Here is a 19,326-nt window from a genome sequence, read left to right as displayed (position 1 = left end):
GCTCAGTTCTGGTGGCGCAGCCATTCCATCACGGCAGGGCGCACGGTCATGGCGCCCGAAGCGCGCGCCTCGGTGATCACCGCGCGGGCCTCGCGCAGATCGCAGCGGCGCAGGAGGTGCTTTACCGGCCCGATGGAGGCCGGCCGCATGGAGAGCGACCGCAGCCCCATCGCCGAGAAGCACAGCGCCTCGATCGGGCGGCCCGCATCCTCGCCGCAGAAACTGACCGGTGTGCCGACATCGCGGCAGCGGCTCACGATGAGCTCGATCAGGCTCAGGAAAGAGACGTTTAGTGTGTCATAGCGGCGGCGCACGCGCTCATTCTCGCGGTCGGCAGCAAAGAAGAACTGCTTGAGGTCATTGCCGCCGATGGAGATGAAATCCGCCATCTCGAAGAAGGAGTTTGGCGAGAAGGCAAGGCTCGGTGTTTCGAGCATCGCACCCACCTCGACCTTTTCCGGCAGGACCCGCCCGAGGGAGGCTTCGCGGTCCAGTTCCCGCATCAGGTAGTCGCGCGCGCGGGTGAATTCCTCGAGCTGGGCGACGAAGGGAAACATCAAGGTCAGGGGCCGACCATTCGCCCCCCGGATGAGCGCCTGCAATTGCATCCGCATGACGCCCGGCTTGTCGAGCCCGACGCGGATCGCGCGCCAGCCGAGGGCTGGGTTCGGCTCATCCTGTGGCTTCATATAGGGCAGGACCTTGTCCGACCCGATATCGAGCGTGCGGAACACCACCCGCTTCTCTCCGGCGGCGTCCAGAACCCGCGCGTAATGCTGCGCCAACTCCGAGCGCTTGGGCACTTTGGGCCGGGTCAGGAATTGCAGCTCCGTGCGAAAGAGGCCCACACCCTCCGCCCCCGACGTGGGCAGGGAGGGCAGATCGGCCATAAGGCCCGCATTCATGTTGAGCGAGATCTCGGTGCCGCATTGGGTCACAGCCGGCTTGTCCCGCAGCGACGCATAGCGCTCCTGGGCTTTGGCCTGCATCGCGCTCTTGTCGCGGAAGGCGGCCTGCACGGTCTCGTCAGGGCGCAGATGCACGATGCCCTGTTCGCCATCGATCAGCACCAGATCACCATTGAGCGCCTCGGTCGTGATCCGCTTGGCATTGACGATCAGCGGGATCGCCAGGGCGCGCGCGACGATCGCCGCATGGCTGCCGACAGAGCCTTCCTCAAGGATGATCCCCTTCAGCGCCCGACCGTAATCCAGCAGCTCGCCGGGCCCGATATTGCGCGCAACGAGGATCGGATCCACGGGGATCTCGGCCCCGGTCTCGGAACCCTGCCCGGTCAGGAGCCGCAACAGACGGTTCGACAGATCGTCCAGATCATGGAGCCGCTCGCGCAGATAGGCATCGGGCACCTGCTCCATCCGGGTGCGGGCGGCGGATTGCTCCTTCTCGACGGCGGCCTCGGCGGATAGGCCGCTCACAAGGCTTTCCTCCATACGCCGCATCCAGCCCCGGGAATTGGCGAACATGCGATAGGCTTCTAGGATCTGGAGCTGCTCGGTATCTTGGGTCGAGGCAGTGTCGAGCATCTCATCCACGGAGACGCGCAGCTGATCGACGGCCTCGCGCAGGCGGGCCAGCTCTGCCTCCGGGTCATCGGAGACGAGATTGGTGATCACCACTCGCGGCTCATGCAGATAGACATGCCCCTGGGCGATGCCTTCTTGCGCGACGCCGCCCTTGATCATGAAGGCGTTCTGATGCGGGGCGGCCAGCGCGGCCCCTTCGCCCGTGAAGGCGCCAAGCTCCTTCATCTCGGCCAGCACCATGGCCACCACTTCGAGCGCATAGACCTCGTCGGTGGAGTATTCCCGCTGCGCGCGAGATTGCACCACGAGCACACCGAGCGTCTCGCCCAGCCGCTGCACGGGCACGCCGAGGAAGCTGGAAAACACCTCCTCGCCAGTCTCTGGCATATAGCGAAAGCCCTCGGTCCCCGGCGCGTCCGCGGTGTTCAGGGGGCGGTTCTTGCGCGCCACGCGACCCACCAGACCTTCGCCGATCCGCATCCGCGTCTGGTGCACCGCTTCGGGGTTCAAACCCTCGGTCGCACAGAGCTCCAACGTGTCCGCATCGCGAAACAAATAGATCGAACAGACCTCGGTCCGCATGCTGTCCGCGATCAGATGCGTGATCCGGTCCAGCCGTTCCTGACCGGCGCCCGCCTCGGCAAGCGTCGCCTGCAAGCGTCTGAGAAGCTTGCGGCTTTCGGTTTCCATGGTGTCGGGCATTCCTGCGCCTTGATCCCTCGTCTAGGACCCCCGGAGCCGGTGTCCTCGGATCGGTTAGACCATATTCGTCAGAGCATGGGAACGGAAATTGCGCAGCCTCGCAGGCGGTGCCGCCAGCTGCGCAGGCCGGGCGCGAAATTGACACGTCCCGGCTCATTTTTGAGCCGGAGACGCAAAACCGGGCGGCAGAAGACGCCCGAAATGCCGTGGCGCCGCGTGGCCTCAGGCGGCCTTGTCGAGCTCGAACGCGTCGTGGAGCGCCTGCACCGCGAGCTCCATGTACTTGCGCTCGATCAGCACCGAGATCTTGATCTCGGACGTGGTGATCACGCGGATATTGATGCCCTCATCGCGCAGCGCCTGGAACATCTGGGCCGCGACACCCGCATGGCTGCGCATGCCGATCCCGACCACCGAGACCTTGGCCACATCCGTGTCGGCCACGAGCTCCTGGAAGTTGATCTCGCCCAGTTCCTTGGCTTCCTTGATCGCGCGCTCGGCCCGCATCACCTGATCCGTGGGGCAGGAAAAGGTCATGTCCGTGCGGCCATCTTCCGAGATGTTCTGCACGATCATGTCGACATTCACGCCCGCCTCCGAAAGGGGACCAAAGATCGCCGCAGCGATCCCGGGCCGGTCGGCCACAGAGATCAGGGTCATTTTCGCTTCATCGCGGGAATAGGCGACGCCGGAGACAACATTGCTTTCCATAATCTCTTCCTCATCGCAGACCAGAGTGCCGGAATTCTCGTTATTTTCTTCAAAGCTCGACAGGACCCGCAGGGGGACCTTGAACCGCATGGCCAGCTCGACCGAGCGGGTCTGGAGCACCTTGGCGCCGAGCGAGGCGAGCTCCAGCATCTCCTCATAGGCGATCTTTTCGAGCTTGCAGGCCTTGTCCTCGATGCGCGGATCCGTGGTGTAGACCCCGTCCACATCCGTGTAGATGTCGCAGCGCATGGCATCGAAGGCTGCGGCAAAGGCCACCGCGGTGGTGTCCGACCCACCCCGGCCCAGGGTGGTGATCCGGCCTTCGGGGCTCAGCCCCTGAAAGCCCGCGATCACCGCGACCTGCATGCCTTCATCGAATTTCGCGTCGAGGTTTTCACGCGGGATCTCTTCGATCCGGGCGGCGGCATGGGCGGAGTTGGTCTTGAGCGGCACCTGCCAGCCCTGCCAGGAGCGTGCAGGCACCTCCATTTCCTGCAAGGTGAGCGCCATGAGGCCCGCCGTCACATTCTCGCCCGAGGAGACCACGGCGTCATATTCGCGCGCATCATAGAGCGGCGAGGTCTGGTTGACCCAGCCCACCAGCTCGTTGGTCTTGCCCGACATGGCCGAGACGATCACGATGACCTTATGGCCCCGATCCACCTCGCGTTTGACCTTGGTCGCCGCGTTCTTGATCTTGTCGAGATCGGCCACCGAAGTGCCGCCGAATTTCATCACCAGAATGGACATATGCGTCTTCCGTCCTCACGTTCCGCCGCCGTGTAGGGGAAAGGACCGGCAGGGGCAAGGGAGCGGGAGGTCGCGGGACGGATCCGGGTCAGCCGGAGCCGAGAACTCCGCGCGCCAGCGGGTCGGCACCGAAGCGGCTGGGGACCAGATGGCGCAGGGCGGTCATGATCGAGGACACGGATTCGTCCACCGACAGCATATAGGTGTCGAGGTTGAGATCCGCCTCGGCCCATTCATCCACCTGCCGCGCCTGCACGCTGTTCCAATCGGGCAGGCCCTGCATGGGAAACTCGGTCAAACGCTTCTCGACCCGGCGGCGATGCTCCTGTTCATCGGAGCATTGCACATTTACCTGCACCATGGTCGCCTGGCAGCCCATGGCGACACTCATCCAGGCATTGCGGGTCATGGCGATAGGGTTCACGCAATCGGCGATCACTACATGGCCCAGATCCAGGTTCGAGGTCGCCACCTGATAGGCCACATTATAGCCCAGCGGTCCCACATCCGGGCCGAGCTTGGCCTTGAGCGGTGCCTCGATCCGGTCGAGCACCAGATGGACCGCGCCGAGCTGCGCGCTCAGCGCCTGGGCAATCGTGGATTTGCCGGTGCCGGGCAGGCCACCAAAAACAATCAGGACGCCACTCTCGGCGAGGTCGGGCTCAGTAAGGGTGTGCATGTCCATCCCAGGTTTCAAAACATCCAGTTGTATTCAATGAAAGCGCCTCAAATCGATCTGCCAGCCCCGAAGCCGCTTCACCCGGGGTGAGCGCGGCCGAGGGCCCGCCCATATCCGTTTGAACCCAGCCCGGGTGATAAATGCCGACCGCAATGCCCAACCCCTTGAGATCGGTCGCGAGATTGCGCCCGAGATTGAGAACAGCGGCTTTAGACGCGCGGTAAATATAGGAGCGCCCCGGCGCCCTCGTATGGGAGGCCATTTGGGACGAGATAATAGCGATTTTGCCGTGCCCCGATTGCTGCAATTGCGGCAGGAGCGATTGCACCGACAGAAATACGCCGGTCACATTCGTTTCGAACACCTGCGCCCACATTTCGGGCGGGTATCCCTCGGCAAGGTTTTCCGATTTGTCGAGATAAATGCCTGCATTGCAGATCAGGAGATCCACGGGCACGCCATCCAGATGCTGGCTCAGCGCGCCATGGCTTTCGGGCGAGGCGACCTCCAGCGGGTGCCAGTCGATGCCCGGGCCGTCCTCGGGCACGGGGCCGCGATGGGTGCCCAGCACCTGCCGCCCGCTTGCGCTCAGGTGGCGCGCCAGCTCGAGCCCGATGCCGCGCGAGGCCCCTGTGATCACCGTGACCATGCTCAGTTCGACTTGCTGCGGTTGGAAAAGGGCAGGGGCAGGATGGGCACGCCTTCCTCGGCCAGGGCTTTGGCTTCCTCCGGCGAAGCCTCGCCATGGATCGCCCGCTCGGGCGCATCCCCTTGGAACATGGAGCGGGCTTCGGAGACAAATTCCTTGCCGACATAGTCTGACGAGGCCTCCACCTCCGCCCGCAACCGGGCGATTGCCTTGGCCAGCGCCGTGTCCGGCGCGCTGAGCGATGGCGCCTCAGGCGCTGCCTCTGCCGGCGGGGCGACGGGTCCGCCAGACTGAGGCGCCGGGCTCTCCAGAGGTATGTCCGAGGGCGGCATGGCCGCGGCGCGATCCCGCGCCGGACGCACCTGCGGCGCCATCAGGGTCTTCTCCACCGAGGTCGAGCCGCAAATCGCGCAGCTCGCAAGACCAGCGGCGCGCAAACGCTCATACCCTTCGGCCGAGGGGAACCAGCTTTCGAAGACATGGTCATTTTCGCATTTCAGCGTGTAGCGGATCATGGAGTCAGGGCCCAAGGAACGGAAATCGGTCGTACAATTCTGCAACTCTATGCGTTAAGGTCCCCATAGCAAAGCAGGATTATCTATACGTATTTTAGACGCGGCGTCTCGCCAATGCCGCAGGGGACTTGCCCAAACGTCAAGCAATCCCAAGCGCCCGGTCGCGACGGACCGATGGGCTCAATCGCGCAGATGGCTCGGGTCGAAATCGCGGATCATGTGGCGCAGCTCAGGCTCGTCCACCCGGGCCGCGGCCTTCTTGCGCGAGAACCACTTGCGCTTGCGTTCGCCTTTTTCGGGAAATTCCTCGATCAGACGACGCACCTTCACCGGGAACACGGCCACGACAATCGGCAGCCGGTCGCGACTGTCCAGCGCCTTGAGGTAGGAGTAAATCCCGAGGCAGTGGAGGGAGATACGTCCCTCGACCCCGGCCTCTTCCCAGGCCTCGCGCGCGGCACTTTCGGGGGCGGTCAGCCCATCCTCGGGCCAGCCTTTTGGAATGATCCAGCGACCGGTTTCCCGGCTGGTAATCAGCAAAATCTCGGGTTTTCCGCGCGATACACGATAGGGGAGTGCCGCGAATTGCGTGCGCACATCCCGTTTGCCAAGCCCGTTGAGCTGCAACGGGTGCAGGTTTTTTCGAACCTCAACAACCATTTATGTCTCATTCGCCTCTGACTGCACGCACCACCCGCGTGTAAACCACGCCTGTTATACGTGCAGTATAATCCCTTGGCGCCCAATCCACCACAGTGCTTTTGCAATTTGCGTAACAGCTTTATGAAATTCGATTTGAAAAACCGGGTGTTCTGCCTATTTGGCGCTACGGGAGTGGGCGCAGCAGAGCGCCAGAGCAAGAGGAGACAGGCGCATGGGCAAAGCGGCAAATAGAGCGCAGCTGCGGGCTTTGGGCGTGGCGGCCGCGTTGAGTGTCTGGGCGCCCATGGCCATGGCCCTGCCGCAGGAGGCTGCGCGCTTTGCATCCATCGAGGGCGGGGCGCTGGATCTGACCGCGTGGCGGGGCCGTCCGATCCTCGTGGTCAACACCGCCTCCCATTGCGGCTTCACCGACCAGTATGAGGGTCTGCAGGCCCTGCAGGACCGCTATGGCCCCGAGCAACTGGTCGTTGTTACCGTCCCTTCCGACAGTTTCAATCAGGAGCTCGACAGCGCCGCAGAGGTCGCTGAGTTCTGCGAGATCAATTACGGGCTCGACCTGCCCATGACCGATATCACCCCCGTGCGCGGTCCCGACGCGCATCCGTTCTACGCTTGGCTGCAGCGCAGTGAGGGCGTGGCGCCGCGCTGGAATTTCACCAAGGTGCTGCTCGATGCCGAAGGGGAGTATGTCGCCCATTGGGGCTCGACCACCCGCCCGCTTGCCCCGCGTCTGACCCGTGAAATCGACGCGCTGCTGACGCGGTGAGCCTCGCGACAGGCGCCCCTGCGCCGGTGTTCATCGGGGCGGAGATTTATCGCAATTCGACCTATGGGGGCTGGCACCCGCTGCGGATCCCGCGCGTCTCAACCGCAATGGATCTGTCCAAGGCGCTCGGGTGGCTGCCGCGCGCGCAGTTCCGCGTCTCCCCCCGGGCCAAGCCGGCGGCGCTTCATCTCTGGCACGATCCGGCCTATGTGGACGCGCTTGTGGCGGCGGAGGCTGCCGGGGAGGTGAGCGCCGAGATCCGCCAACGGCACAATCTGGGCACCCCGTCAAATCCGGTCTTTCCAGAGGTTTACCGCCGTCCGGCCACGGCGGCGGGCGGCTCGATGCTTGCCGCGTCGATCCTCGGGACTGGCCCCGGCGTGGTCTATCACCCGGCAGGCGGCACCCATCATGGGCTGCCGGACCGGGCCAACGGGTTCTGCTATCTGAACGATCCGGTTCTGGCGATCCTGTCCCTGCGGCAGGCGGGGCTGCGCCGGATCGCCTATGTGGATATCGACGCCCATCATTGCGACGGGGTGGCGGTGGCGTTTCGGGGCGATCCGGAGGTCCTGATGCTCTCGGTCCATGAGGAGAAACGCTGGCCCTTCACTGGCGGTCTCGACGAGACGGAGGAAGGGGCCGCGGTCAACCTGCCAGTCCCGCGGGAGCTCAACGATACGGAGATGGCCGCGATCCGGGAGGACCTGATCCTGCCCGTGGTGGCGGCGTTTGGGCCCGAAGCGATCGTGCTGCAATGCGGGGCCGACGCGGTGGAGGAAGACCCGCTCTCCCGTCTTGCCCTGTCAAACAATGCCCATTGGGCCGTGGTGCGCGCGCTGGCCGATCTGAGCGATCGCTATCTCGTGCTGGGGGGCGGGGGGTACAATCCCTGGACCGTGGGACGGCTCTGGGCCGGGGTCTGGGCGACGCTCAACGGCCATGAGATCCCCGATGACCTGCCGGCAGAGGCAGAGGCCGTGCAGCGCAATCTGAGCTGGGCGGGCACCAAGATGCGCCGGGTGCCGGAAGAAGCGCTTTTCACCACCTTGCGCGACGCGCCACGCCCCGGTCCCCTGCGTCCCGAAATCACCGAACGGATCGCCTATCTGCGCGCCCGACGCCTTCTTCCACGCGCGGTCTGAGCGCCGGTTTCATGGCCCCGCACGGGGCCGCGACCATGGTCCTATGTACGCAGGGCGGCCTTTCCCGGAAAGTGTCGGCGGAACATGAAGGCCCTGGAGGATATCAATATGGCTTGGACGAAACCCGTTTTGCGCGAGATCGAGTGCGGCATGGAAATCAACATGTACGGCCCCGACAATGATCGTGACGAGGAAGGTCGCGATCTGTTCTGAGTGAGGGTCAGCGAGCCCGGACATGACGTTCCGTGCGAAGATCTTGGGGGCGGCTGCCGGCGGCGGCCTCCCCCAGTGGAATTGCGGGTGTGAGAATTGCAACCTCGCCCGTGCAGGCGACATCCCTTCACAGACTCAATCTTCGATTGCCGTCAGCGCGACTGGTCGCGACTGGGCGATCCTGAATGCCTCGCCGGATATCCGGACGCAGCTGGCCGTTACGCCAGAGCTGCACCCGACCGATCTGCGCGCTTTGCCGCTGCGCTCGGTTCTGGTGACCAATGGCGATATCGACCATGTGGCAGGCCTGCTGACCCTGCGGGAGCAGCAACCGTTTGACCTCTTCGCGAGTGCCGAGATCCACGGCGTGCTCGACGACAACCCGATTTTCTCGGCCGTGAACTCCGCGGTCGTGCCGCGCCGCGTGATCCGGCTGGGCGAAGCCTTTCCCCTCGTGCAGGGGATCGAGGCGACCGTCTTTGCCGTACCGGGCAAGGTGCCGCTCTATCTTGAGGGGGAGGAGGTCGCAACCGACCTCGAAGGCGAGCAGACCGTGGGCGTGCATCTGCGCTGCGGGACTCAGAGCGTCTTCTATATCCCCGGTTGCGCGCTGATGCGTCCGGATCTGGCCGACCGGCTGCGCGGTGCGGATATCGTCTTTTTCGATGGCACCCTGTGGCGGGATGACGAGATGATCCTGCAAGGGCTGAGCCAGAAAACCGGGCAGCGCATGGGGCATATGTCCATGGCCGGGACCGAAGGCTCCATGGCGGCTTTTGCCGGGCTCGGGGTGAAGACCAAGGTCTATGTGCATATGAACAATTCCAACCCGGTTCTGCGCCCGGACAGTGCCGAGCGCGCCGCGGCCAAGGCTGCGGGCTGGACCGTGGCCGCCGATGGGATGGAGTTCCGGCTCTAGCGCTCTGGGGGTCTCACCCTGTGCGCTCTGGTTCCTTGAAATTCTGCCGATACTCGGAAGGGGAGACCTTAGTCAGCCGCAGGAAGGCGCGGCGCATCCGGTCCTCGCCCTTGAACCCGCATTGTGCGGCGATCTGCTTGTTGCTGCTTGAACTACGCGCCAGAAGGTCCTGCGCCCGTTCCACCCGGATCGCCTCCACCGCCTTGGCCGGGGTGATCCCCATGACCTTGCTATAGACCCGCGCGAAGTTCCGCGGGCTCATATGGGCTTGCGCGGCCAGGGTTTCCACGGGCAGGGGGCGCTGCAGGTTCTCGGCGATCCAGCTGTGCAGGGCCTCGAACTGTCCCGTGCCATCGCGCTGCTGCCGTCCGAGGACCGGACTGAACTGTGATTGCCCGCCGGAGCGGACCATCTGCGCCACCATGGAGCGGGCCACCTTGAAGCTGGCCGCGCGGCCCAGATCCTCGGCGACGATCGCGAGCGCCATGTCGATGCCCGCAGTGATCCCGGCGGAGGTCCAGACCGATCCGTCTTGGATGAAGATCGGGTCGAGTTCGACGCGCACCTGCGGGAACCTGCGTTGGAGCAGGTCGCAATCCTCCCAATGGGTGGTGGCGCGGCGCCCGTCGAGCAGCCCAGCCGCCGCCAGCACCAGCGCACCGGAGCAAACCGAGCAGACCCGCTTCGCACGCTTGCTGAGACGGCGGACCATCTCGGTCAGCGCGGGATCCTCCATGGCCGGAATGGCCCCGTCGCCTCCGACGATCACCAGCGTGTGGATCTCCTCTGCGGTGATCGAGGCGGCGGGCTGCGTGGGGATCGCGACGACCGTGTTTGTCTCAACCAGCCCGCCGGGCAGGGAGACGACAACGCACTCATATCCGGGCTCCGCGCTGTGCGGCGGGTAGGCGTGAGAGAAGACCTGCAAGGGGCCGACCAGATCCAGCAAGACAATGTTCGGGTAGACCAAGAACACGACACGGCGCTTTGGAAGGGTCGGTTTGGCAGGATTCGCTGTCATCTTGGCATTTCTGCCAGAGCGCGACCTGCTAGTCTATGGACAGACCAGACGGAGACTGCCCCATGCTCATCCTGAAACCCAATTGCGAATGCTGCGACAAGGATCTGCCCCCGACCGCACCGGACGCCCGGATCTGCACCTATGAGTGCACCTTCTGCGCCGATTGCGTCGAAACCCGGTTCGATCACACATGCCCCAATTGCGGCGGCAATTTCGTGCCGCGCCCGATCCGCCCCGAGGGACAATTGCGCAAACACCCGGCCTCCACCAAGCGGTTCACCAAGGCCCATGCAGTCTGCGCCGAGTTACAGACCTAGGAGGCGCCCATGGCAGACCTGCCGCATATTCTGAACTGGCGCCGGGTGAGCCCGCTGATCACCAGCTCAGGCCAGCCGAGCGAGGCGGACCTGGCCGAGATCCGGGATCTGGGCGTGCGCCATATCCTCAATCTCGGCCCCCATGATAATAAGGGCGCGCTGGCGGACGAGCCCGGCACCGTGGCCGCGCTGGGCATGTCCTATACCTACATCCCTGTGCTCTTCGACGCGCCTACCGAGGCTGATTTCGCGGCCTTCCGCGCAGCGCTCGCCGCGCGGCCCGGGGCGCCGATCCGTGTGCATTGCATCTACAACGCCCGGGTCAGCGCCTTTTTCTATCGTCTCGCCAAGGAGGCGCTGGGCCAGTCCGAGACCGCCTTCGCCCGGATGGAGAGCATCTGGCGTCCCGGCGGGGATTGGGCCACGTTCCTGTCGGAGCCGGAGCGCCGAGGTCAACGCAACCGCTATAAGGGCGAGGATTACTGAGCCGCCCGGCGCGGGGTGCTGCCCCGCGCCAAAGGCTAATGCGACAGCTGCCAGATCTGGTTGTTCAGATGGGACAGGGTCTGGGGCAGGGTGTCCCGCGGGATCCGCCCGCCCAGACAGATGCGGACAAAGCGGTCCTCGCAGGCCGAGGTGCGAAACGCGCTCTCCGGGGTGATCCCGATCTCGTGGTTGGACATATTCGCCATCAGCGCCGCGCAGGTCACCTGATCCGGCAGGCGCAGCCAGATGTTGAACGCATGGGGGGTGGCCACGAACTCCGCCTCGGTGATGACCTCCGCCGCAATGCCCTGACGGAGCTTGGTCTCGTTGCGGATGAAGCGGCGGATCTGATCCGCCGTGCCGTCGAGCACCCAGCGCGTGGCCAGCGCCATGGAGACCGGCGAGGACATGACCGAGGCCGCGCGGATCCCGTTCTCCAGCGCGAAACCTGCCCGGGCGCTGGGCGTCACCGTAAAGGCCAGACGCAGCCCCGCGCCAATGCATTTCGCGAGCCCGCCGATATACCAGGTCTGCTCCGGCGCGCTGGTCGCCATGGGCGGGGGCGCATCGGGCAGCACAAAGCCATAGGCATCGTCCTCGATCAGGGGCAGGTTGTGGCGCTTGATCACCTCGGCAATCTCGAGCCGCCGGTCCTGGGGCACGATCATGGTCGTCGGGTTGTGCAGCGTTGGATTGAGATAAAGTGCACGTGGCTGATGCTCTGCGATGGCGGCCTCCAGCGCGTCGGGGCGCACCCCATCCGCATCCATTGGCAGACCGACCAGCTTCAGGCCGAGCTGGGTGCAGATCTTCTTGAACCCGGCATAGGTGATCTCCTCGCAGAGGATGCAATCGCCGGGCCGGGCCAGCACTGTCAGGATCGCGAGCATGGTGGCATGGGCGCCGGGCGTGACCGCGATCCGCTCCAGATTGGGCACGAGCCCTCGCATGGAGAGCCAGATCGAGGCCGCCTCCTTGTCGACACTGCCGCCCACCGGATCCTGATAGCGCAAGAGATGCACCAGATCATCGGAGACCGCCGAGAGCCCCGCCCGCATCCGTTCCAACAGGTCCGGGTCGGTCGGCTCCGGCGGCGCGTTCATGGTCAGGTCATTGGCCAGCGCCCGCCGCTCGTCACTCGTGCTCATGCTCTTTTGCGGCAGCACGAAGGTGCCGCGCCCCACATGGGAGGCGATGAGCCCGCGATTGATCGCCTCCGTATAGCCGCGCGAGACGGTCGTGAAATTCACCCCGATGATATCGGCGAGCTGGCGCTGCGGCGGGAGCTGATCTCCGGGCAAAAGCACCCGGTCCTTCATGTCCTGCGCAATGCAGTCGACGATCGCCAGATAGCGGGGGAGGCCGGATTGCTTGATTCGTTGAGGCCAGTTCTGCATCGCGCTCTCTCGTGTTTTGCCAGGTGAACCCTTATTGTATGCATATTATGTAGACAATCTTGCAGATCGAAATTGGCGCTAACAACCCTGTTTACAGTCAAGATGTGCCTAATTTCGTGTCATATGCTTTGCCTGTCGCCCGTCGCATAGGCGCATTCGTACAATCAATACAATAATAGTATATGCAAAATTGTATGGATCAATGGCCCCCTCCTGATCGCGCCGCCTAGCTAGGTGAAACACCAAAAGCGCATGACAGGAGAATGCGATGCCAGAAGTCACAACCCCCGCTCACAAGGACGGAGACTTTTTCGTCGACTACGAACACAAGGTCTTTGAGGATGTTCAGGCCGAGGAGGGCCAGAAAGCCCTCGTGACCTTCCACACCGTGGCCTTCGAAGGCTCCATCGGTCTGGTCAATATCCTTCAGGCCATCCGCCTGCAGCGCAAAGGCTTCGAGACCTCCGTCCTGCTTTATGGCCCCGGCGTGTCGCTCGGTGTGCAGCGCGGTTTCCCGACCCTGGGCGACGAGGCGTTCCCCGGCGCGCAGAACTACGCCGCGAACCTGACCAAGTTCATGAAAGAGGGCGGCAAGGTCTATGCCTGCCGCTTCGCGCTCCAGATGCTTATGGGCCATGGGGAGCCGTCGCTCCTGCCCGGGATCACGCCGATTGCGCCGCAGGACGTGCTCGACCTCAAGCTGCTCCATGTGCGCGACAACGCCCTGATCCTTGATACCTGGACCCTCTGACCCAGGCCTGGACCGGGGCGGCAACGGCGTTGCCCCGGTCTCTCTCTTCCTCATTTCCCTCGGCGGCAACGGCGTCGCCACCCCGCGCCTGAAAGGACCTCTCCATGCCTGATGCCGATCCCAACCGGATGGTGCGCGCCGCCGCCGTTCAGATCGCCCCGGATCTGACCAGCCGCGCGGGCACGATCGAACGGGTGCTCAACGCCATTGCCGAGGCTGCCGAAAAGGGCGCTGAGCTGATCGTCTTTCCCGAGACCTTCGTGCCTTATTACCCCTATTTTTCCTTTGTCCTGCCCCCCATGCTGCAGGGGGCCGAGCATCTGCGCCTTTATGAAGAGGCTGTCGTGGTGCCCTCACCCGAGACCCAGGCGGTGGCCGATGCGGCCCTGAAACGGGGCGTGGTGATCGTGCTGGGCGTGAATGAGCGGGACAAGGGCTCGCTCTTCAACACGCAGCTGATCTTTGATGCCGATGGCTCGCTGGTGCTCAAGCGGCGCAAGATCACCCCGACCTATCATGAGCGCATGATCTGGGGCCAAGGGGATGGCGCAGGGCTCAAGGTCGTGGAGACCAAGCTGGGCCGCATCGGCGCGCTCGCCTGTTGGGAGCACTACAACCCGCTCGCCCGCTATGCCCTGATGGCCCAGCATGAAGAGATCCATGTGGGGCACTTCCCCGGGAGCCTTGTGGGGCCGATCTTTGGCGAGCAAATCGAGGTCACCATGCGCCATCACGCGCTGGAGGCCGGGGCCTTTGTGGTCAATGCGACGGGCTGGCTCACCGAAGAGCAGATCGCCAGCATCTCTCAGGATCCCAAGCTGCAAAAGGGTCTGCGCGATGGCTGCATGACCTGCATCATCTCCCCCGAAGGCCGCCATGTGGTGCCGCCCCTGACCGAGGGGGAGGGCATCCTGATCGCCGATCTCGACATGCGGCTGGTGACCAAGCGCAAGCGGATGATGGACAGCGTCGGCCATTACGCGCGGCCCGAGCTTTTGCATCTGGTCCATGACGCGCGGCCCGCGCAGCCCGTCCACCGGATCGAGACGGGTCAGGACCTCACCCCCCAATCGGAGACGGAGGTCGAAGATGTCTGAGGCCGATCTCATCAACGAATTGCAGACCCGTGGCATGCGGCTGGTGGATCCCACTGCCGGGATGGAAAGCCGCCGAGGCGGCGCGGGCCCGACCGACCACAAGGCGGTGACCGTTGGCGACACCACCGTCATGGTGCCGGTCCACACAGCCCCCGCTTTTGACAGCCCTTACCTCGTGCAGGCCCCCGGTGCGGACGGGCTAGCGGAAGTGACGAGATCCGGTGTCTCCCTCGGCACGGTCCGCTTCCCGACGCGGCCGCGGTTTTATGACCTCAAGACCGCCGATGGGGTGGAGTACAGCAAGATCGCCACGCTTCATTCCAAGGACGTGCTGGCGACGACCGTGCTTCAGACCTGCATCCGCTATGAGAGCCGCAAGAAGACCTGCCAGTTCTGTTCCATCGGGCAGTCGCTCGCAGCGGGGCGCACCATCGCCCACAAAACGCCGGAGCAGCTCGCCGAGGTGGCCAAGGCCGCGGTGGAGCTCGATGGGGTCAAGCATATGGTCATGACCACCGGGACCCCGGCGGGCAAGGATCGCGGCGCGGCGGTGCTGACCGAGAGCGCGGCGGCGATCAAGGCCGCCGTGGATCTGCCCATTCAGGCCCAATGCGAGCCCCCCGAAGATGACGCCTGGCATGAGCGCATGGCCGAGGCCGGGGTCGATGCGCTCGGCATGCATCTGGAGGCGGTGACGCCCGAGGTGCGCGCCCGGATCATGCCCGGCAAGGCGCAAGTGAGCCTTGAGAAATACTTCAGCAGTTTCCGCACCGCCGTGGCGGTCTTCGGGCGCGGGCAGGTCTCCACCTACATCCTCGCGGGGCTTGGTGATACGCCCGAGGCGATCCTCGCCACCGCGCAGGAGCTCTGCAAGATCGGGGTCTACCCCTTCGTGGTGCCCTTCGTGCCGGTCTCGGGCACGCCGCTGGAAAGCCATCCGGCCCCAAGCTCCGATTTCATGGCGCAGATCCTCAAACCTTTGTCGGGCATGATCCTGCGCGCAGGCATGAGCGCCGAGACAGCCAAGGCCGGTTGCGCCAAATGCGGCGCCTGCTCGGCGCTGGCCACCTACGAAAAGCTGAGGGCGTCATGAGTTTCCAGAACGCCAGCGCCTTTCTCTCGCCGGACTTCATTATCCGTGCCGCCGCTCAGCCTTGGGAGCTGGCCGGGGTGCGCGACCTGCGCCACCGGGTCTTTGTCGAAGAACAACGGATCTTCGCCGAGCACGACCGCGATGCGATCGACGCCATCGCCACGCCCTTGGCCGCCATCAGCACCCTGGCCTCCGAGGCGGACCAAGTGGTCGGCACCGTCCGCATCCATGAGGAGGCCCCGCGGATCTGGCGCGGATCGCGCCTCGCCGTGGCCGAGAGCCATCGCCGCATGGGGCGTCTGGGGGCGGAGCTGATCCGGCTCGCGGTCTGCACCGCCCATGGTCGCGGCTGCGACCGGTTTCTGGCCCAGGTGCAGATGCAGAACGTCAACCTCTTCAAGCGCCTTCGCTGGCAGCCCTTGCGCGAGATCGAGGTCCATGGCGTCCCCCATATGGAAATGGAGGCGGAGCTTTCGGCCTATCCACCCATCCCCGATCCGTTTGTCGGGTGGAAGACCCTGTCACCCAAACGGAGGCGGCAGTGATGAAACCCCATATCCCCCTCCGCGAGATCGTGCGGGGCTTGCGCGCGCATCCGTCGATCCGCGGCAAGCTTGACATCGCCCAAAGCACGGCAACCCTCGGCCTCAGCGCTGACAGCACGGGCCAGCCCGGCGATGATTGCGCGGTTCTGCCTGCGCAGGGGGGCTACGATCTCTTTGCCTGCGAGGGGTTCATCAACGCCTTTGTGGAGGCCGATCCGTGGTTCGCGGGCTGGTGCGGGGTGATGGTGAACATCTCGGACATCCTCTCCATGGGCGGGCGTCCCCGGGCCGTGACCAATGCGATCTGGGCCCCGAATGCCGAGCAAGCCCAACCGGTGCTGGCGGGGATGAAGGCCGCCGCGCAGGCCTACGGCGTGCCCATCGTCGGCGGGCACACGAACCTGCGCACGGATGCGCTACAGCTCTCGGTCTCGATCCTCGGCCATGCGCGCAAGGTGATCTCCAGCTTCACCGCGCGCCCGGGCGATGTCCTGATCTGCGCCGTGGACCTGCGCGGGAGCTATCGCGAGCCGTTTGACAATTGGAATGCCGCACTCACAACGCCGCCCGCCGCCCTGCGCGGTGCCCTGTCGATCTTGCCCGAGCTCTCCGAAGCCGGGCTGGTCACCAGCGGCAAGGATATCAGCCAGGGGGGTATCGCAGGCACGGCGCTCATGCTGGCCGAAGCCTCCGGCGTGGGCATCGACATCCAGCTTGAGGCCTTGCCGCGCCCGGATGGGGTCGAGATGGAGCGATGGCTGCGCAGCTTCCCGAGCTTCGGCTTCCTGCTCACCGCCGCCGCCGAGGAGGCGGACGCGGTCTGCGGTGCCTTCCATCGGCACGGGATCTCGGCCACCCCGTGCGGGGATGTGACCGAGGGCTCGGCCGTGCATCTGACCAGCCGCGAAGGCTCCGCGCCGTTCTGGGACTATGCCCGGACCCCCTATCTCAACCTCTCTGCCCCGGAGGTCCGCCATGCCTGAGACCCGGTTTACGGTGCGCTGGCCCGATGGCCGTACCGAAGAGCTCTATTCTCCCTCGACCGTGATTCACGACCACCTGAGCGCCGGGGTGACCTATCCGCTCGCGGAGTTCACTGATCGCTGCCGCGCAGCACTCGAACAGGCGAGCCTGCGGGTGGAGGCGAAATACGGCTTCCGTTGCACCAGCGCCGATGCCCAGCTCGCCCGGATCGAGCGGACCGTGCGTGACTTCTCGCCCCCGGCAGATGTTGTCTGCCTCTCGATTTCATAAGGACCCAGCCATGACCCAGCGTGCTCACATCCCGGTCGTCATCGTCGGCGGCGGACAGGCCGGCCTCTCCGTCAGCTACTACCTCGCCCAGAAGGGCCTCGATCATGTGGTGCTCGAGCGTCACAAGAAGTTCCACTCCTGGCGGGTGAACCGCTGGGACAGCTTCTGCCTCGTGACGCCGAACTGGCAATGCCGCCTGCCGGATTTCCCCTATCAGGGCAGCGATCCGGACGGGTTCATGCTGCGCAACGAGATCACCGACTATCTCGACGCCTTTGCCGAGACCTTTGATCCGCCGCTGGTCGAGGAGTGCGCCGTCACGCAGATCACCGAACGGCCCGGGGGCGGCTATCTCGTGGACACGAGCCAGGGCAATTACAGCACCGATCAGGTCGTGATCGCCACGGGGGGCTATGACAACCCCATCGTGCCGCCCTATGCCGCACAGCTCGACCCGGCGATCCAGCAGATGCACTCGGTCGATTATCGCCGCCCGGCGCAGATGCCTGAGGGCGGGACACTGATCGTGGGCACCGGGCAATCGGGCGTGCAACTGATGGAGGATCTGCACCTCGAAGGCCGCGACGTGCATCTGGCCGTGGGGCCCGCCCCACGCTCACCGCGCAAGTATCGCGGGCGGGATGCCACGGATTGGCTCCATGACATGGGCCATTACGACATCACGATTGCCGAGCATCCGGACCCGATCCACGCCGTGACCAAGACCAACCACTATATGAGCGGCCGCGATGGCGGGCATGAGATCGATCTGCGCAAATTCGCGACCCAAGGCGTGTCGCTCTATGGCTCCGTCAGCGGGATGGCGGGGACGCGGATCTCCTTCCTGCCGGATCTCGAGACCAATCTCGACGATGCGGATGCGAGCTATCTGGGGATCCGGACCTCCATCGACGCCCATATCGCGGAGAACGGGATCGACGCGCCCGAAGAGCCCGCCTTCGAGAAGCTCTGGCGCCCCGCGCAGGAGATCACCGAGATTGATTGCGCCGAGGCCGGGATCACCTCGATCCTCTGGGCGATCGGCTTCCGTCCGGATTATGACTGGATCGATGTGGATGTGTTCGACGCACATGGCCGGCCGCAGTTTGACCGGGGCATCTGCGACAAGTCCGGGTTCTATTTCATTGGTCTGGGCTGGCTCAACACCTGGGGGTCGGGGCGGTTTCTCGGCATTGATGAGGATGCGCGATACCTCTCCGATGCGATCCTCGTGAAATCCAAGCAGGCGCTTCAGGCGGCGTCATGAACACGGCGCGGGCGCTCTCCCCCGGTCCGGTCCGACGCGCGGCACAGCTGACCCTCGGCATGGCGCAGCTCGCGCCGCGCGGGCTGTCCGAGGATTGGTGGTTGCGTCATCTGGGCGATGTACATTGGCAGCTGATCGCGGATGCGGTCGGCCAGAACAACACGGTTTTTCGCGACGCAAAGGGGCGGCAGATCTACGCCGCCTTCTGTGCCACCGAGTTCGCGCAAACCCGGCCCGAGAGGGCAGGGTTGGGCGGAGCGGTCGCGCTGGACTCCACGCTCTGGGCCGCCGGTCGCAGTCGGCTGCAGTCGATCCACCATTTGCGGTGTGACGGGGAGGAGGTCGCCCGGTTTCGCCTGATCTCGACCTTTGTCACCCATGAAGAGCCCGGCGTGAATGCCAGCGTCTGCCGCGCCAATCCCTATCTGCTGCCGGTACTGCCTCAAGCCCCCGACAGTTTTGCGCAAGAGACCAGTGCCTTGGCCCGCAGGCAGCGCGCCGGGGCACAGATCGCCAGTGCGCGGGTCACGCTGCATCCCTGTCTCGGCAGCGACTTCAATGCGGTCGGACTGCTCTACTTCCCGAGCTACAGCCGGATGTTCGAACAGGCGGAAGCGCAGATGACCGCGACCCGCAGTTGGTCTCCGCTCCGCCACCGCCTCGTGACCTATTTCAGCAATATCGAGGCGGGCGACAGGGTCCTCGCGACCAGGGCGGATTGTGAAAGCGGGAGTATGACTCTCTGGCACGACGGCCCGGACGGGCGCTGCCTGGCCCAGAGCCTCTGCACCCGACACAGCCCCTCAACCGTCTAACGCGTCAGCGTCCCCATGCGGGGCGCA

At 64.8% G+C, this 19,326-nt stretch carries 22 protein-coding genes; 14 read left to right on the top strand and 8 right to left on the bottom strand.

Annotation, left to right across the window (positions count from 1 at the left end):
• Positions 1-2: 2 nt before the first annotated feature.
• From ptsP to ACP153_RS00635, 6 genes are all read right to left on the bottom strand, one after another.
• A complete protein-coding gene (gene ptsP, locus ACP153_RS00660; RefSeq protein WP_424969034.1) occupies positions 3-2,246 on the bottom strand; it encodes a phosphoenolpyruvate--protein phosphotransferase in 2,244 nt (747 codons plus the stop codon).
• Between the two features lie 222 nt (positions 2,247-2,468).
• Complete coding sequence (locus ACP153_RS00655) at positions 2,469-3,707, bottom strand: aspartate kinase (RefSeq protein WP_424969033.1); 1,239 nt, start codon at positions 3,705-3,707, stop codon at positions 2,469-2,471.
• An 88-nt stretch (positions 3,708-3,795) separates the two neighbouring features.
• Positions 3,796-4,386, bottom strand: a complete 591-nt coding sequence (locus ACP153_RS00650) for an AAA family ATPase (RefSeq protein WP_424969032.1) — start codon at positions 4,384-4,386, stop codon at positions 3,796-3,798.
• A complete protein-coding gene (locus tag ACP153_RS00645; protein WP_424969031.1) occupies positions 4,370-5,035 on the bottom strand; it encodes an SDR family NAD(P)-dependent oxidoreductase in 666 nt (221 codons plus the stop codon). The genes ACP153_RS00650 and ACP153_RS00645 overlap by 17 nt, the downstream gene beginning before the upstream one ends.
• Positions 5,036-5,037: 2 nt before the next feature.
• Complete coding sequence (locus tag ACP153_RS00640; RefSeq protein WP_424969030.1) at positions 5,038-5,550, bottom strand: DUF1178 family protein; 513 nt, start codon at positions 5,548-5,550, stop codon at positions 5,038-5,040.
• A gap of 180 nt (positions 5,551-5,730) precedes the next feature.
• Positions 5,731-6,210 (bottom strand): NUDIX hydrolase, encoded by a 480-nt coding sequence (locus ACP153_RS00635; protein WP_424969029.1) that lies wholly within the window; start codon positions 6,208-6,210, stop codon positions 5,731-5,733.
• Between the two features lie 214 nt (positions 6,211-6,424).
• Between ACP153_RS00635 and ACP153_RS00630 the strand changes: the two genes are divergently transcribed.
• The 4 genes from ACP153_RS00630 (at position 6,425) to pqqB (ending at position 9,256) form a co-directional block, all read left to right on the top strand.
• A complete protein-coding gene (locus tag ACP153_RS00630) occupies positions 6,425-6,979 on the top strand; it encodes a glutathione peroxidase (protein ID WP_424969028.1) in 555 nt (184 codons plus the stop codon).
• Entirely contained in the window at positions 6,976-8,124 is a 1,149-nt protein-coding gene (locus ACP153_RS00625; protein ID WP_424969027.1) for an acetoin utilization protein AcuC, read from the top strand. The genes ACP153_RS00630 and ACP153_RS00625 overlap by 4 nt, the downstream gene beginning before the upstream one ends.
• A 108-nt stretch (positions 8,125-8,232) precedes the next feature.
• Positions 8,233-8,337, top strand: a complete 105-nt coding sequence (pqqA, locus tag ACP153_RS00620) for a pyrroloquinoline quinone precursor peptide PqqA (protein WP_424969026.1) — start codon at positions 8,233-8,235, stop codon at positions 8,335-8,337.
• A gap of 22 nt (positions 8,338-8,359) precedes the next feature.
• Positions 8,360-9,256, top strand: a complete 897-nt coding sequence (gene pqqB, locus ACP153_RS00615) for a pyrroloquinoline quinone biosynthesis protein PqqB (RefSeq protein WP_424969025.1) — start codon at positions 8,360-8,362, stop codon at positions 9,254-9,256.
• Positions 9,257-9,269: 13 nt separating this feature from the next.
• Here the strand turns inward: pqqB and ACP153_RS00610 are convergent, their stop codons facing one another.
• Positions 9,270-10,277: a GlxA family transcriptional regulator gene (locus ACP153_RS00610; protein ID WP_424969024.1), complete on the bottom strand. Its 1,008-nt coding sequence runs from the start codon at positions 10,275-10,277 to the stop codon at positions 9,270-9,272.
• 62 nt (positions 10,278-10,339) lie between these two features.
• On the opposite strand from ACP153_RS00610, the gene ACP153_RS00605 reads away from it, so the two are divergent.
• The gene (locus ACP153_RS00605) at positions 10,340-10,594 is read left to right on the top strand and encodes a DUF1272 domain-containing protein (protein WP_424969023.1); all 255 of its coding nucleotides are present in this window, start codon (positions 10,340-10,342) and stop codon (positions 10,592-10,594) included.
• A gap of 9 nt (positions 10,595-10,603) precedes the next feature.
• A complete protein-coding gene (locus ACP153_RS00600; protein ID WP_424969022.1) occupies positions 10,604-11,080 on the top strand; it encodes a protein tyrosine phosphatase family protein in 477 nt (158 codons plus the stop codon).
• 35 nt (positions 11,081-11,115) lie between these two features.
• On the opposite strand, the gene ACP153_RS00595 is transcribed toward ACP153_RS00600, so the two are convergent.
• Positions 11,116-12,477: a PLP-dependent aminotransferase family protein gene (locus tag ACP153_RS00595; RefSeq protein WP_424969021.1), complete on the bottom strand. Its 1,362-nt coding sequence runs from the start codon at positions 12,475-12,477 to the stop codon at positions 11,116-11,118.
• Positions 12,478-12,745: 268 nt separating this feature from the next.
• Here ACP153_RS00595 and ACP153_RS00590 point away from each other — a divergent pair, with 268 nt between their 5' ends.
• The 8 genes from ACP153_RS00590 (at position 12,746) to ACP153_RS00555 (ending at position 19,299) form a co-directional block, all read left to right on the top strand.
• Positions 12,746-13,228 carry an MSMEG_0572/Sll0783 family nitrogen starvation response protein gene (locus ACP153_RS00590; protein ID WP_424966511.1) on the top strand — a complete coding sequence of 161 codons (483 nt, stop codon included), beginning with the start codon at positions 12,746-12,748 and terminating at the stop codon, positions 13,226-13,228.
• A 104-nt stretch (positions 13,229-13,332) separates the two neighbouring features.
• Complete coding sequence (locus ACP153_RS00585) at positions 13,333-14,325, top strand: Nit6803 family nitrilase (protein ID WP_424969020.1); 993 nt, start codon at positions 13,333-13,335, stop codon at positions 14,323-14,325.
• The gene (locus ACP153_RS00580) at positions 14,318-15,418 is read left to right on the top strand and encodes an MSMEG_0568 family radical SAM protein (protein WP_424969019.1); all 1,101 of its coding nucleotides are present in this window, start codon (positions 14,318-14,320) and stop codon (positions 15,416-15,418) included. Before ACP153_RS00585 ends, ACP153_RS00580 begins: the two co-directional genes overlap by 8 nt.
• Positions 15,415-15,963 carry an MSMEG_0567/Sll0786 family nitrogen starvation N-acetyltransferase gene (locus tag ACP153_RS00575; RefSeq protein WP_424969018.1) on the top strand — a complete coding sequence of 183 codons (549 nt, stop codon included), beginning with the start codon at positions 15,415-15,417 and terminating at the stop codon, positions 15,961-15,963. Before ACP153_RS00580 ends, ACP153_RS00575 begins: the two co-directional genes overlap by 4 nt.
• Entirely contained in the window at positions 15,963-16,946 is a 984-nt protein-coding gene (locus tag ACP153_RS00570) for a sll0787 family AIR synthase-like protein (protein ID WP_424969017.1), read from the top strand. Before ACP153_RS00575 ends, ACP153_RS00570 begins: the two co-directional genes overlap by 1 nt.
• Positions 16,939-17,217 carry an MSMEG_0570 family nitrogen starvation response protein gene (locus ACP153_RS00565; RefSeq protein WP_424969016.1) on the top strand — a complete coding sequence of 93 codons (279 nt, stop codon included), beginning with the start codon at positions 16,939-16,941 and terminating at the stop codon, positions 17,215-17,217. The genes ACP153_RS00570 and ACP153_RS00565 overlap by 8 nt, the downstream gene beginning before the upstream one ends.
• Positions 17,218-17,227: 10 nt before the next feature.
• Positions 17,228-18,484, top strand: coding sequence for an MSMEG_0569 family flavin-dependent oxidoreductase (locus ACP153_RS00560; protein WP_424969015.1), 1,257 nt, complete (start codon positions 17,228-17,230; stop codon positions 18,482-18,484).
• Positions 18,481-19,299, top strand: a complete 819-nt coding sequence (locus ACP153_RS00555; protein ID WP_424969014.1) for a Pnap_2097 family protein — start codon at positions 18,481-18,483, stop codon at positions 19,297-19,299. Before ACP153_RS00560 ends, ACP153_RS00555 begins: the two co-directional genes overlap by 4 nt.
• The last annotated feature ends 27 nt before the right edge of the window (positions 19,300-19,326 follow it).

The sequence above is a fragment of the Dinoroseobacter sp. S76 genome, assembly GCF_049801095.1.
GTDB lineage: Bacteria > Pseudomonadota > Alphaproteobacteria > Rhodobacterales > Rhodobacteraceae > Dinoroseobacter.
The sequence above is the reverse complement of the archived record's forward strand: the minus strand, read 5'-3'. Positions and strand labels throughout refer to the sequence as shown.